Below are 13,427 nucleotides of genomic sequence, written 5' to 3' on the forward strand. Positions count from 1 at the left end.
AAAGTTTCTCTTTCAAATAATATAAAAACCTACAGAATTTTAAATTAGCGGAAAGATAAAAAGAAGCCTGGAATATTCCAGACTTCCTACTATGGAGCATGTTACCTTCTGCTTCTCACTTGGGGACCATTCAATAGAATCTTACTAATTCCCTTCCTACTCCATCATCTTAGGTCTTCAAACTCTCTTGCAATTCTTTCAAACGCTTCCTGTATAAGTGGTCTTGGTGACGGGATACAAATTCTTTGCCACTGTAACCCTTCCTCACCAAACATCTTTCCATCTTCAAGCAGTACATTCGCTTTGTTATAAATGCGATCATGGATTTCTTCAGGAGAGAGGCCATAATCGCTAAAATCCATCCACAAAATATAGGTTCCTTCTGGAATTCTCACCTTAACTTTCGGCATTTTCTCCGCTAAAAACGTAACAGCCCATTCCATGGTCCCATCAATATAGTCCTTCAACTGTTCTAACCAGTCTTCTCCTTCATTATAGACAGCAATCAAAGCTGAAACAGTAAAAGGAGATGGTAAGTGCATACCCATAACCTTATTAAAAGTATTTCTAAGTTCTGGATTCGAGATAATCACATTCGTACAATGAAGTCCGGCGACATTGAATGTTTTATTGATTGCTGTAAAAGTAATAATCCGATCACGATGTTCAGAAGCCTTGGCGATTGGAATAAACGTCTGATTTCGACGAACTAAATCGCCATGAATTTCATCGGCAACAATGAGGACATCATGTTCCGCACAAATATCGGCTAATTTCCTTAATTCATCCTGAGTAAACACTCTTCCTGTTGGATTATGCGGGTTGCATAAGATGAACATTTTGGTTGTTTCTTCTTTTGCTTTCGCTTCAAAATCAGCAAAATCAATTTGAAAGTACCCTTCACTATTTGCTTTAAGGGCATTATTCACTACTTTTCGACCGTTGGCTTCTATTGCGGAAGTAAACGGTGGATACACGGGACGTTGGATAATGATGCCATCTCCTGGATTGGTTAAAGCTTTGACAGCCACATTTAAGGCATGGACGGTTCCAGGACTAAAACTGATTTCCTCCTGCGGAATCTCCCAATCATGTCTCTTTTTAAACCAATGCTGAATGGCTTCATAATACTCTTTTGGAAAAATAGTATAGCCGAAAATTCGGTGATCGACTGTCTTATGTAAAGCATCTACTAAGGGCTGGGGTACTGGTAAATCCATATCCGCTGTAAATAATGGAATCGTTTCTTCATCATATCGTTCTGTCAGCCCAATCTGTTTAAGAAGCTCCCCTCCATCCCATTTAATTGAATAGGTTCCTCTTCGGTTAACAACTTCATCAAAGTTATACTTCATTTACATACACCCTTCTATTTTTCATTTCTTTAAATGATTCACTTATAAAAATTTCCATTGATTACTCTAATTATAGCGATAAAAAGAAGTGATTAAAAATCTGGAAGGATAAATTTTTTATTAATATCTGCGATGACACAAAAAAGAGCAGGCCTCCGTTAGCACTGCTCATTCCTGCAAATTACAAATTTTATTTTATTGGCCCGTTCCGATTAAAATGGGAATTGATTTGACCAATAATCATCTTACGCTTTTCCTTTTTGGAGAAATCTCTGCGAATTTCCATCGTTTGGACCCCTTCTTCAATTTTTTCTGCAATTTCTATTAGTCTTTCAATATCCGCAAATGAGTATTTCCGTGTCCCATTTGGGGTCCTGTCTGGAAAAATAAGCTTTCGTGTTTCATAATAATGGATTTGTCTGCTTGTTAGACCCGTCAATTCTGTCACAATTCCTATCGTGATAACCTTTTGTTCACGATAGGATTGGTTTTCATTTTCCAAGATACCACCTGCCTATTTTGTTTATTTTTAAAAATGTGAATTGTTTAACAATTCTAATGTTACATATTCTAACACAGGATGTTATAAAGTGAAACAATAAATTCCTTTTTATATAAATTTTTACCATAATAAAAATTAGAAGCAGCAATATAAATAGTTGACTCGTTAAAAATTCTATGTCACTTTAGAAATATATTCCTACATACAGAAGGAGAAGGACACATTCCTTATGAAAAGAAAAATACTTGCTTATAACTTTGAATTCTCTGAAACGCTAGATCGTTTAAGAGATCATTTCGACGTAGAAATTTTTGAACGGATCAATCCCAAAACAGACCTCGCTTTTGCGCATGCTCTTAAGAATGCTGAAGGAATTGTGGGACTCGCGCTCCCAGTCGATAAAGAATTATTGGACCGAGCTCCAAATTTAAAAATTGTTTCTAATAACTCGACAGGTTTTAATAATCTATCCCTCGAAGAGATGACCAAGCGCGGTATTATGGGCACAAACACACCAGGCGTACTTGAGGACACTACGGCTGATGCGATTTTCGGCATCCTCATTGCAGCAGCAAGACGCATCCCCGAATTAGACCAATTCGTGAAGAAAGGAAAGTGGAATCAACATCTAACTAGGAAAGAATATGCCGTTGATGTTCATCATAAAACATTAGGTATTATTGGGATGGGGAAAATCGGCTCATTAATTGCAAAACGCGGGCATTTTGGCTTTGACATGAACGTTCTATACTACAACCGCACTCGGAACCTTGAAGCTGAAGAAAAATACAACGCTGTTTACTCTTCATTTGATACCTTACTTATGGAATCCGATTTTGTTTGTTTAATGACTCCGCTCACACCTGAAACTGAAAATATAATGGGAGAACGCGAATTTAAATTGATGAAAAATTCAGCAATTTTCGTAAACGGTTCGCGCGGAAAAACAGTGGATGAAAATGCATTAATTGAAGCGTTACGAACCAACGAAATCCATGGAGCAGCATTAGACGTATTCCAAATTGAACCAGTCAGAACGGATCATCCTTTGCTGCAGTTTCACAATGTGGTAACGACCCCGCATATTGGATCATCAACCCACGAAACGGAACTTAAAATGGCCAAACTTGCTGTTGAGAATTTAGAAGCAGGACTAACGGGGAAACGACCGAAAAATCTTGTTAATCCTGAGGTATTGGATTAATTTCACAAAGGAGATAGACCCATGAACTCACCAAAAACGATTGTTGAAAAACTAAATTTAAATAAGTATGATCGAAAACTGGTTCTTAACAAACCTGAAGATTTAGATGAATTGAATGGATTAGATTATGATTCATCACCTAATAAAGAAAAATATGATCTAATCTTTAATTTCGTTTTTAGTTTAGAGGAATTTTCCCAGCAACTTCAGTCAGTGATTAACAATCAATTACTCGAAAAAAATGGATATGTATTCTTTGCCTATCCCAAAAAGAAAAATCCAAAATATCAAGAATACATCGAACGAGACAGTTTGTTTGAGGTAGTAGCGATGGATGAAGAGGGCTATACACTTGGAAGTGACATTAAGTTTTCCAGAATGGTTAGTCTAAATGATGTGTTTACCGTTGTTGGGTTGAAATCAACTCCAAAGAAGGCGGAAAAAGCCGCTAGCAGCAAATCTAGTCAATGTGTGGACGACTATATTGTTCATGTCGACGATATTAAGCAGTATTTACACCGGAATGAAGAGTTGCTGGCGTCCTTTAATCAATTAACGTTTGGCTATCAAAAGGATTGGGCCCGTTATGTTTTCAGTGCAAAACGGAAAGAAACCCATGAAAAACGATTGCTGGAAATGGAAACAGTGCTGGGTGAAGACTATAAAACAATGGATTTATATCGAAGGAAACAGAAATAAGTTTGCCCCCTTCTTAACAAGTAGGGGGGTTTTTGATTGTTAAATGATGTAAACAATGCTATCGCCAGTAAATGGTGCTTATCCGCCAGTAAACACAGCGTATCCGACAGTAATTTCCACTTATCCGCTAGTAACCACTGCCTATCCGCCAGTAAACCTCCAAATAAACCCAAATATCATTCCCCTCAAGCATATTACTTATACATTTTCTTTAAATTGGCTACAATTCTAATAGAAATGGAGGAAACGAACATGGTACGATTTCTGGCAATCATCTCATTTATTCTTTTATTTAAATTTTCACTCCCTGTCATAGACGAAAAATTGGAAAAAGGCGATATCGAAAAGACCGTTGATTCCGTTCAGTCTGTAATAAATATCAAAGACAACACTGCAATAGCAGAGACACTTAATAGTTTTTCCGAAAAAGTTCAACAACTAGGGAAACAGCTAGGCTTTCAATTGAAAGATAGTCCACTTCCTAAACAACAACCTCAACAGCAGAAAGAAAAAGTTGAGTTGACCATTCCTACTGAACAAGTATTTTCAATTCATAATGTTGAAATTGGCAATCTAAAAGAAGATATTGAACATGATTTAGGAAATGCAAACCGAAAATCCTTTAATGAATACGGGACGGATTGGTATAGCTATCACCAGAATTATCATGATTTCTTTATGGTCATGTATGACAAAAATAACAAAGCTGCCGGTTTGTATACCAACCAAGATTTAATTGCTTCAACGAACGGGATTAAACTCGGAAGCTCGAAGAAAATCGTCCGAGAAAAACTTGGGGAGCCCTTAACCAAAATTCAAAAAGGATTCACCGTTTATCAGCTGCAGGAAAATAGCGATAATGATTTGTTTTTAGTAAAGGGAACCTATGTAACCGTCTTTTATGATAAGCATGAAAATAATACTGTTACCGCCATTCAATTGATCAACAAAGACTTTGAAGAGGGAAAAACGGATTTCTACACAAAAGGGAATTCAGCTTTAAAAGAAGGCTTTGAATATCAGTTATTTGATTTGACAAATGCCGCACGGGTCAATCATCAACTGCCTGTTTTGACATGGGATGAGCATGTTCGCGAAACGGCACGCAAGCATAGCACCGATATGGCGGTCCATCAGTACTTTGATCACACCAACCTTAAAGGACAATCTCCGTTTGATCGGATGAAAGAAGACGATATCACCTTTCATTTGGCAGGCGAAAACCTGGCCTATGGCCAATTTAGCAGCATTTTCGCCCATGAAGGATTAATGAACTCACTTGGGCACCGGGAAAATATCTTGCGTAAAGGTTATGAGTATTTAGGGGTGGGCGTTGCATTTAATAATGAATCACAACCCTACTATACGGAAAATTTCTTTGCAAAATAATGATAAACACAAAACCTTCCTAGTCACTTAGGAAGGTTTTGTCGTTAGTAAGCTATTAAGATTCCGTGTCTGCAATAACTCTAGTTAATTCTTCATCCGAATAGAAACCTCGTATACCTGGTTTATTTTGAAGATATTGAATGATTTCTTCGTTCGTATAGTCTGTTTTTAACCCTTTAATAATAGTGGCTAAATAATTATGGGATGGCTTCTTCATTTCTACTTCATCTTGTTCCCAAGGGGCAGTGAAGGTGAAAATGGGATACCCCTTACCCTCACCAAGATAAATAATATTTCCATACCAAGCATGGTGGCGAAATATTCTTGACCCTTTCTCTTTTACCTCGTTTAAATCTATTTCGAAGATTTTCCCACTATTCTCCTGTTTCACCACATCTAAAAACTGTTCGCTGGTGATTAAATATTTTTTACTATAAGTGAGAGAATCCTCTCCTTGCTTTAATCCTATAAAGGCCACACCTTGAGATTGCCACCCAGCTGCCTCTTTTGCAAAGTAAAGCGGATAATTGAATATAAAAGAAGACTCTGCAATCGGCAGTGATTGATCTTTACAGCCTGTCTCCACTCTTGAGGACCCCGCTGGACTCCCGCCCTTGATATAGCATAAGAACCGATCCTTATTAAGATTTGAACCATAACTTGCATACCACACATACTGCTTACTTTCACTCACCATTCCCACCAACTTTTTTTGTTAATTTTTTAACTCAGGTGCTTAGTTGTTCATCCAATAGGGACAAGGACTTCCCAATCGACTCAGGAATGACGAATGTATTTCGATCCGTGTCATATGGAGTATCACCTATATTAATTATAATCAATGGAGTGCTTTTCCTTCTATATTGAGGGAATGTTGAAAATGGTGTGACCTTAAGACTCGTTCCTAACACCAATAGACAATCTGCCTCCTCAATCGTATGTAAAATCTTATTAAACCCTTCAACCGTAAACCATTTACCTGTACCACCAAATAAAACAACATCCGGTTTTATGAAACGTTCTCTCTTTTGACGGGTATCGCAATGGTCACACATATAAAATTCATTCATGTTCTGAAAACGATTTAGCATTTCTTCGGTCGTGTAACTTTTATTGCAATGTAAGCAAGTGGCTGTTTTCATTGTTCCATGAAATTCAATCACGCTTTTACTTCCTGCTTTTTGATGAAGTCCATCAATATTTTGGGTAATAATATGAGAAACTTTCCCTTCTCTTTCCCACTTTGACAAGATTTCATGTCCTGCATTTGGCATAGCGTCCGGATGATAAAGATTGTCGAATGCAAATTGGTAGAACTCTTTTGGATTTTGATAAAAATAATCAAGCGAAAGAATATATTCAGGTGCCAATTGATAAACTCCAGTCCTTGAACGAAAATCCTTAATGCCTGATTCTGTACTTACTCCGGCACCAGTAAGCACAACAATGTTCTTTGCATTTTTGATTAGGGCCACACATATATCGAACTGATTATTTTCCATCAGGTCACCTCTCCTTTTTTTGTGTTTCTCAAACATGTTAATGAATCTAATTTATATTATTTTACTACATAGAAAAACGATGAGTCATAAACTCATCGCTTTTTGATTTCGTGCCTGCTCCCCACTACCTTACATAATTTTAAAGTACTGGGGGGCAGGCATTATAGATGCTACGCAAACGCACGTAACTTTTTATTTTTTTTCAAATGTAATGGTTTATGTGTGTAATAGATTTTTGCAAGTGCGTGATTATCACATAGTGAACATTTAATTTTATAAGAAGCTTTACTAATATGGGGAGTTTCTAAGAAGGTTAGAATTTCTTTCATATGTTTATCACAGGCCCACATGATCTCACCCCGAATAGGAATTTTTATTTCTTCGCTTACTAAATAGTTGAAACTTCTTTTTGAATTTTATCTGGCTTTCTTTTTTTGACCACTTCTGTAAAAGCATCATCCCAAGAAATCGAAATGTCACCGTTTGTTACGAAGGTTTGACAGCCGAGACGATACCCTTCATTTAACCATTCTTCCCCTAATTTTCTTCTTTCCTGAACTTTAACTTTATCTAGGAATTCGGCACCTTCTTCTGTTTTAAAGACGCAGTTGCCGCAAATTCCTCCACCACATCGATTTGGGAGTTCTCCATCATAACGAAGGGACATCCTTAAAATATTCGAATCCTCTGGTACCTCTAATTGTTTATTGCTGTTAATGAAATTTATTTTTGGCATGCCTCGTATCCTCCCTTTATTTTATCTTCTTGGTATACAATGTACCATATTTAAAATTATCAGACAATATAAATATTTTAAATTTTTTCATTTTTTAAAAAAGGTAAATTTTAGACCACATCGAGGAGACGGTGTGGTCATTAACATTGATGAAAGCACGCCCCGAAATCTTTTCTAGAATGGATCAAGTGGACATCAACTTTTCCTTTTTGTTAAGCTTTTGTTTTATATTTTCAATATAAGTGATATAAGCTTTTTTCGAGTTTTCAATATGAATCCTCATTAAATATTCAGCCATTTCCGCTTCTTTATCTCGCAAGGCTTTCATGATATCTATATGTTCTTTTAATGATTCTTTTCTTCTGCCTGGTGTCTCATATCCCATATTTGCAGCCATATGTATATAGTCAATCAGACCTGAGAGAATCTCATATAATTTAGGGCTTTTTGATGCTTTATTAATGAGACGATTCATTTCGATATGTTCAAGATTAAAATTTTCTTCTGCTTGATCTCTTAACATCATTAGTTCTTTGATCTTTTGATCTAATTCTAGTTGTGTTTCTTTATCCATCCGCCCCGCGGCCAATTTAACGGCAAGGACTTCTAATGAGGCAAGGATTGTAAATACCTCGATGACTTCATTCTCGGATATATTCGAGACCACGACACCTTTTCTGGGAACTGTTTTTACAAAACCTTGGGATTCCAAGCGGAACATGGCTTCTCGAATCGGTGTCCGGCTGATGCCTAATTTCCCAGCCAGTTCTCGTTCAATTAACCGGTCGCCCGCTTTTAATTCGCCCTCAAGAATCATTTCCTTTAAATAGTTATATGCATGCTCACGAATCGATAAAAGATTGTTTTCCTCCCATCTTAAATCCATAACTTCCACCCGCTCATTTTATTTATTTTTAAACTTTCCGTCTTACGAAAGAAAAACTCCACCATAAACTAAGCAGCAAACAATTAACAGGGATGGGTGCATTTTTATTTTTATTAAGGCAAAATAACTAACTACAGTTAATAAGACTAAGTGAAAAAGACCACTTTTTTCATAAGCTGTTAAAAAGAATTGATACGCCATCACAGCAAGTAAAATGAAAATAATCGGCTGAACAGACTTTGTCATAAGCGCAACTTTTGGAGAGCCTTTAAATAGATTGATAAATTTAAAAAGTAAAATAACGGCCAGTGCAGAAGGTAGGATGGTTGCAATTAGAGCAATCGTTGCACCAAGAACTCCCCCCAGTTGATAACCAATATAGCCCCCCATTTTTGTGGCAATCGGTCCTGGCAGGGCATTTGCGATCGCTAAGACATCCCCAAACTCGGAGAGCTTCATCCAATGGTAATGGTTGACTACTTCGTTTTGAATTAATGGTATCGTTGCTGGACCACCGCCGTATCCCAATAAATTAGCAATAAAAAAAGACCAAAAAATATGCAAATAAATCATGAACTTTTTTCCTTTCTCCGAAGAAGCATCTCAGCTGAAGCTTTTGCCGCTTTTTCCTTTCGATCAGCTATGATAAAGGCAGCGATGAGAAATACCGCAATTAGGATACCTGGATGTACTCCAAGGAACTGAACAATAACTAATGTAACGATCGAAAGCGTGAGCATGATTGGAAAACCTAGGCCTTTGCGGCCATTTTGAAAAAATCGGTAGGCCATCTCCACCAACATAAATCCAATCACGGGTGTAACCCCTTGAACCATTCCGCTGACAATCGGTGATTCCTTAAAGGAATAAAGCACACCCAATAAGGCAATCATTGCAACAATGGAAGGCAGAATGTGGGTAAGAATGGCCACGGTTGCCCCTAAATACCCCTTCACCTTGTAACCGATATATGCAGCCATTTTTGTGGCAATCGGTCCTGGCAAGGTATTAGCTAATGCAAGGGTTTCTACAAATTCTTGTTCGTTCATCCACTTGTATTTTTTCACAGCTTCAAATTCAATCAACGGTATAGTCGAGGGTCCGCCCCCATACCCAGTCACACCGGTGCGGGCAAATCCAATAGCTAACTCCAGATATGTTTTCAGTTGATTCTCCCCCTTTTTTATACCAATATAACATTTTTACCCCTTTTTTAATAGAAGCATAGATTAAGATAGACCTCATTCTGCGAAAAACATACATGAATGAGGTCCGGTTTTTCTTATTTTTTTATATCGGCTGCAGTAATTACTTCCAGACCATCGCTTTCTAGATAGGTTTGCAATGCTTGAAGTGCTGCGGTACCCACGGCAGTATCTTGCTCTCCGTTTCCGCCACTTACACCAATTCCACCTACCACTTCACCATTGACGACAATTGGGAACCCGCCAACAAAAATGGCAAACTTCCCTGGCAGCATTTGTTGAATTCCGAAGGCTTCATTTCCAGGAAGCGCTGGTCCATTAGGTTCCTTGTTAAACAAATGGGTGGAGCGTTTGTGGCCAGCAGCTGTGTAAGCTTTCGCGATCGAGATTTCTGGACCAGTAATACGCGCGCCATTCATGCGCTCAAGCGCAATTAGGTTTCCACCATCATCAACAATGGCGATTGTTTCAAAGACATTAATCTCTTCTGATTTTTTCTTCGCTGCCTCAATCATCAACTTTGCTTCTTCTAGTTCAATTTTTAATACAGACTTCATATCCGGTTCTCCTTTATATATCGTATTATAATTAATAGCCCATATAGACCGTTTTTAATTGCGTAAAGAACTCTAAGCCCACTCTTCCTGATTCACGGAAGGTAGAGGTACTTGATTTTTTCAAACCTCCAAATGGTGCATTCATTAAGTTTCCAGTCGTGGTACGATTAACCTTAACTGTCCCCGCTTGGATATCTTTGGTAAATTGATTAGCGATTTTAAGATTATTGGTCACAATCGAAGCAGACAAACCATACTCGACATCATTCGCAACAGCGATGGCCTCTTCATATGTATCTACTTCAATCACAGCCACCACCGGGCCAAAGATTTCTTCTTTTGCAATCCGTGAATTCGCTTTTACATTCGTAAAAATAGCCGGCTGAACATAGTATCCTTTTTCGAAATCTCCAGATAATATTTGCTCACCGCCATAGACCAATTCAGCGCCATCTTCCTTACCGAATTCAATATACTTTAAGACATTTTTCAATTGTTTTTCGTTGGCAAGCGGCCCAATTTTCACACCAGTTTCAAAACCATTCCCAACTTTTAGTGCGCTAGTCTTTTCAACGAGTTTTTGAACAAATGCCTCTTTTACGCTGTTCAAGACAATAACACGACTTGTTCCTGTACATGCCTGCCCTGTTAATGAAAAGCCCCCGTTTACCGTCAAAGTGGCGGCAAGGTCGAGATCGGCATCACCCATAACAATAAGGGGGTTCTTCCCGCCCAGTTCCATTTGCGTCCGGGTTGTAAAGCCTGCCTTTTTATGAATGTCTTCACCTGCCGCAGTTGAACCTGTAAATGTGACAGCTCTAACAGCTGGATGAGTGACCAATAGATCGCCGACATCTGATGCTTTTCCCGTAACAAAGTTAATCACGCCTTTAGGAATGCCAGCCTTATCTAGTGCTTCAACTAGACGAAAAGCAATCAATGGAGTATCAGAGGAAGGTTTAAAAACAACCGTATTCCCCGTGATTAAAGCGGGAGCGATTTTTCGGGCCGGAATAGAAAGCGGAAAGTTCCATGGAGTAATGACACTGACAACTCCGAGTGGTTCTCTTTCCGTTGAAACTTTCATGTTTGCATCATCATTTGGAAAGGTTTCCCCTGTAAAACTTTGCCCTTCTACTGCATAATAACGGAGGGTTTGCGCAGAACGTAATACCTCATTCTTAGCATCATCGACATGCTTGCCTTCTTCCCTTGTTAACTCTTCTGCCAAAGAGGCAACATTTTGCTCGAGAATACTGGCAGCTTGATTTAAGATCGCTGCACGTTTGGATGGAGCTGTTTGGGACCAGCTAGGAAACGCATTCTTGGCCGCTTCAATCGCTAGTTTTACATCCTGTTCATTTGAAGCTTGGAATTCACCTACAAGATCTTCGGTATTTGCCGGGTTCACACTAAAAAATGTTTTATTACTAACCGATTCCTGCCATTCTCCATTGATATAATTATTGAATGTCTCTACTTTTGTAGTAATCACTACTATCACCTTTTTTCATTTATTAAGTTCCCAACAATTATTAGAAAATATGATCCTATAAAAATGGCCGTCACTTAAACCTTAGATTACAAGATTAATATGACGGCCGATAATAGCGCTTCCATTTTTCTATTTACTTTGTTTCTACAAGAGCACCTAAATCTTTTTCAATATACTCTTTCCAAAGTCCATCCATGTACATACGGCGCATTTTTGCTCCTGTACGAACAACTTCTAAGCAGCGTTGTTGTAATTCTGGGGTGTCAGCGTGGTCAAGAACAATTTTGTATCCGCGCTCACCATGGATCTCATCTGAAACGATGTGTAAGTCAAAGAATTCAATTTCTTCATCTGTAAATCCGTATTTTTCACGTAAAGCAGGAGTTTGCTTCCGGTAAATATCAGGAACTTGTGATTCTAATCCAACAACAAGAGCTGCAGTTGCTACAACAAAATTCTCACGTGCTGCCACCGCAAAACACCAGCTTTGAAGACCTAATGTTGTTGGAGCCATATTGTTAGGATCAATAATTCTTTCTGCAGTCGTACCGCATGCTTCCGCAAATCGAATCAATAAATCAGTGTGACGATCTGCTGCGATTTCTTCCTCATACATATTTTGAAGAGTGAAATCTTTTGCAGCTGCAAACTTTGGATCTTGTGGAGTATTGTGGTAAATATACGCTAAGTAATCAGCGAATGGCCCTACATAATGGTAGTGGTTTTCAGCCCAACTAGCAAAGTGTTTTCTTTCTAGTTTGCCCTCTGCCCAAGCTACTGTAAATGCAGCCTTCTGGCTATGGTTACCTTTAATTGCTTCCTCTAATTGTCTGCGAAATTCATCTTTAGATAATAATTCTGTCAACTGAAATTCCTCCTCTAATTTTATGTAGGTATCCAATCTTATATTGGTATTTGATATTTTGTATACCAAGTTAGTTTAAAAATAAAAAGATTGTGGATTTTTTCCCTTTCCAGTGCTCTCTTTTTTTGTGAAACTATTGATTTGGTATACCTTACGTTTATACTACCAAGATATTGTTTATTTGTAAATATAATTTTTAGAATTTTTTAAAGATTATTTTTCTTTTTTAAAAAACTAAGATTATTACTAGACATTCACTTTCAAATCTAACAATGTGTATAGTTCTTTTGATAGATTATCTAATGCTTCTTCTACGATTTGCTGGCCAATTTCCCAGCTAGCTTTTGTGCCATCGCCAATGCATCCATTATTCGTCATTTCTTCATAATAATAAAATCCTTGAATCGCTTTACCAGGCCGAAGCTGCTTCCATCTACCCTCTTCTTGTATATCACCTTTCTCTAGTTTTTCGAGACGGACAAGTTCAGGAGCTAAATAAAGCGCTTCCGAAACTTCGCGTTCACAACTATGACCAAATAAGGTAGAAGTAACATTTTCCTTAATTGCCTTTTTAGCAGAGGCAGTCGTTTTTGCATAATAGATTTCTACATCCAGTTCTTTTGATAACATCATCGAGGCCACATTTAGCGTCGACTGATTGCCACCATGTGAATTTAAAAATAAAAACTTTTCAATCCCGTGATGCTTCAATGATGAAACTATATCCTTTAACACCGCAATTAATGTGGTCGGCTCCAAGGAGATCGTTCCCGGAAAATTCAAATGATGCTGAGAAACACCCATATTAACAGTTGGTGTCACCAATGCATATGGAAACATTTTTTGTCCTAGTTTCTTGGCCATCCTTTCAGCTAAAACAGCATCACAGCTTTCAACCATATGCGGGCCGTGCTGTTCATGAGCGCCGATTGGTATGATAGCTAATTGAACCGTCTTCAATGCTTCTTCTACTTCTTTCCATGTCATACTGGTTAAATCATAACAATCCATGAGTACTCACCTACTTAAGCT

General features: G+C 38.0%; 16 protein-coding genes. 3 read left to right on the forward strand and 13 right to left on the reverse strand.

The window, feature by feature from the left end; translation table 11 throughout:
* Nucleotides 1-164: 164 nt before the first annotated feature.
* Nucleotides 165-1,355 (reverse strand): MalY/PatB family protein, encoded by a 1,191-nt coding sequence (locus tag BR30_RS0125590; protein ID WP_026567503.1) that lies wholly within the window; start codon nucleotides 1,353-1,355, stop codon nucleotides 165-167.
* A 190-nt stretch (nucleotides 1,356-1,545) separates the two neighbouring features.
* Complete coding sequence (locus BR30_RS0125595) at nucleotides 1,546-1,857, reverse strand: MerR family transcriptional regulator (protein WP_026567504.1); 312 nt, start codon at nucleotides 1,855-1,857, stop codon at nucleotides 1,546-1,548.
* A 229-nt stretch (nucleotides 1,858-2,086) separates the two neighbouring features.
* Here BR30_RS0125595 and BR30_RS0125600 point away from each other — a divergent pair, with 229 nt between their 5' ends.
* The 3 genes from BR30_RS0125600 to BR30_RS0125610 all read left to right on the forward strand — a co-directional run bounded on the left by BR30_RS0125600 (nucleotide 2,087) and on the right by BR30_RS0125610 (nucleotide 5,149).
* Nucleotides 2,087-3,061, forward strand: a complete 975-nt coding sequence (locus tag BR30_RS0125600; RefSeq protein WP_026567505.1) for a 2-hydroxyacid dehydrogenase — start codon at nucleotides 2,087-2,089, stop codon at nucleotides 3,059-3,061.
* Between the two features lie 21 nt (nucleotides 3,062-3,082).
* On the forward strand, nucleotides 3,083-3,760 hold the full coding sequence (locus BR30_RS0125605) for a YdeI/OmpD-associated family protein (protein ID WP_026567506.1): 678 nt from the start codon (nucleotides 3,083-3,085) through the stop codon (nucleotides 3,758-3,760).
* 252 nt (nucleotides 3,761-4,012) lie between these two features.
* Nucleotides 4,013-5,149: a CAP domain-containing protein gene (locus BR30_RS0125610; RefSeq protein WP_026567507.1), complete on the forward strand. Its 1,137-nt coding sequence runs from the start codon at nucleotides 4,013-4,015 to the stop codon at nucleotides 5,147-5,149.
* Between the two features lie 55 nt (nucleotides 5,150-5,204).
* On the opposite strand, the gene BR30_RS0125615 is transcribed toward BR30_RS0125610, so the two are convergent.
* From BR30_RS0125615 to BR30_RS0125665, 11 genes are all read right to left on the reverse strand, one after another.
* Nucleotides 5,205-5,843 carry a hypothetical protein gene (locus tag BR30_RS0125615; protein WP_231507808.1) on the reverse strand — a complete coding sequence of 213 codons (639 nt, stop codon included), beginning with the start codon at nucleotides 5,841-5,843 and terminating at the stop codon, nucleotides 5,205-5,207.
* 34 nt (nucleotides 5,844-5,877) lie between these two features.
* Complete coding sequence (locus tag BR30_RS0125620; protein ID WP_026567509.1) at nucleotides 5,878-6,651, reverse strand: NAD-dependent protein deacylase; 774 nt, start codon at nucleotides 6,649-6,651, stop codon at nucleotides 5,878-5,880.
* A 388-nt stretch (nucleotides 6,652-7,039) separates the two neighbouring features.
* Nucleotides 7,040-7,387, reverse strand: coding sequence for a 2Fe-2S iron-sulfur cluster-binding protein (locus BR30_RS0125630; RefSeq protein ID WP_026567511.1), 348 nt, complete (start codon nucleotides 7,385-7,387; stop codon nucleotides 7,040-7,042).
* Nucleotides 7,388-7,571: 184 nt separating this feature from the next.
* Nucleotides 7,572-8,273 carry a GntR family transcriptional regulator gene (locus BR30_RS0125635; RefSeq protein ID WP_026567512.1) on the reverse strand — a complete coding sequence of 234 codons (702 nt, stop codon included), beginning with the start codon at nucleotides 8,271-8,273 and terminating at the stop codon, nucleotides 7,572-7,574.
* A 42-nt stretch (nucleotides 8,274-8,315) separates the two neighbouring features.
* Nucleotides 8,316-8,846 carry a chromate transporter gene (locus tag BR30_RS0125640; protein ID WP_026567513.1) on the reverse strand — a complete coding sequence of 177 codons (531 nt, stop codon included), beginning with the start codon at nucleotides 8,844-8,846 and terminating at the stop codon, nucleotides 8,316-8,318.
* Nucleotides 8,843-9,427: a chromate transporter gene (locus BR30_RS0125645; protein WP_442853002.1), complete on the reverse strand. Its 585-nt coding sequence runs from the start codon at nucleotides 9,425-9,427 to the stop codon at nucleotides 8,843-8,845. The genes BR30_RS0125640 and BR30_RS0125645 overlap by 4 nt, the downstream gene beginning before the upstream one ends.
* Entirely contained in the window at nucleotides 9,351-9,518 is a 168-nt protein-coding gene (locus BR30_RS38185; protein WP_231507827.1) for a hypothetical protein, read from the reverse strand. Before BR30_RS38185 ends, BR30_RS0125645 begins: the two co-directional genes overlap by 77 nt.
* Before the next feature lie 37 nt (nucleotides 9,519-9,555).
* Nucleotides 9,556-10,035, reverse strand: coding sequence for a GlcG/HbpS family heme-binding protein (locus BR30_RS0125650; protein WP_026567515.1), 480 nt, complete (start codon nucleotides 10,033-10,035; stop codon nucleotides 9,556-9,558).
* 31 nt (nucleotides 10,036-10,066) lie between these two features.
* Nucleotides 10,067-11,530: an aldehyde dehydrogenase family protein gene (locus BR30_RS0125655; protein ID WP_035446126.1), complete on the reverse strand. Its 1,464-nt coding sequence runs from the start codon at nucleotides 11,528-11,530 to the stop codon at nucleotides 10,067-10,069.
* A gap of 133 nt (nucleotides 11,531-11,663) precedes the next feature.
* Entirely contained in the window at nucleotides 11,664-12,395 is a 732-nt protein-coding gene (locus BR30_RS0125660; protein WP_026567517.1) for an iron-containing redox enzyme family protein, read from the reverse strand.
* Between the two features lie 246 nt (nucleotides 12,396-12,641).
* Nucleotides 12,642-13,406, reverse strand: a complete 765-nt coding sequence (locus BR30_RS0125665; protein WP_026567518.1) for a creatininase family protein — start codon at nucleotides 13,404-13,406, stop codon at nucleotides 12,642-12,644.
* Nucleotides 13,407-13,427 lie beyond the last annotated feature (21 nt).

Source organism: Bacillus sp. UNC41MFS5 (assembly GCF_000686805.1).

Bases quoted from the DNA above. Each gene is read 5' to 3' on its own strand.
- BR30_RS0125590 (WP_026567503.1), bottom strand. From the start codon at position 1,355: ATGAAGTATAACTTTGATGAAGTTGTTAACCGAAGAGGAACCTATTCA.
- BR30_RS0125600 (WP_026567505.1), top strand. From the start codon at position 2,087: ATGAAAAGAAAAATACTTGCTTATAACTTTGAATTCTCTGAAACGCTA.
- BR30_RS0125605 (WP_026567506.1), top strand. From the start codon at position 3,083: ATGAACTCACCAAAAACGATTGTTGAAAAACTAAATTTAAATAAGTAT.
- BR30_RS0125610 (WP_026567507.1), top strand. From the start codon at position 4,013: ATGGTACGATTTCTGGCAATCATCTCATTTATTCTTTTATTTAAATTT.
- BR30_RS0125620 (WP_026567509.1), bottom strand. From the start codon at position 6,651: ATGGAAAATAATCAGTTCGATATATGTGTGGCCCTAATCAAAAATGCA.
- BR30_RS0125630 (WP_026567511.1), bottom strand. From the start codon at position 7,387: ATGCCAAAAATAAATTTCATTAACAGCAATAAACAATTAGAGGTACCA.
- BR30_RS0125635 (WP_026567512.1), bottom strand. From the start codon at position 8,273: ATGGATTTAAGATGGGAGGAAAACAATCTTTTATCGATTCGTGAGCAT.
- BR30_RS0125640 (WP_026567513.1), bottom strand. From the start codon at position 8,846: ATGATTTATTTGCATATTTTTTGGTCTTTTTTTATTGCTAATTTATTG.
- BR30_RS38185 (WP_231507827.1), bottom strand. From the start codon at position 9,518: ATGAGGTCTATCTTAATCTATGCTTCTATTAAAAAAGGGGTAAAAATG.
- BR30_RS0125650 (WP_026567515.1), bottom strand. From the start codon at position 10,035: ATGAAGTCTGTATTAAAAATTGAACTAGAAGAAGCAAAGTTGATGATT.
- BR30_RS0125665 (WP_026567518.1), bottom strand. From the start codon at position 13,406: ATGGATTGTTATGATTTAACCAGTATGACATGGAAAGAAGTAGAAGAA.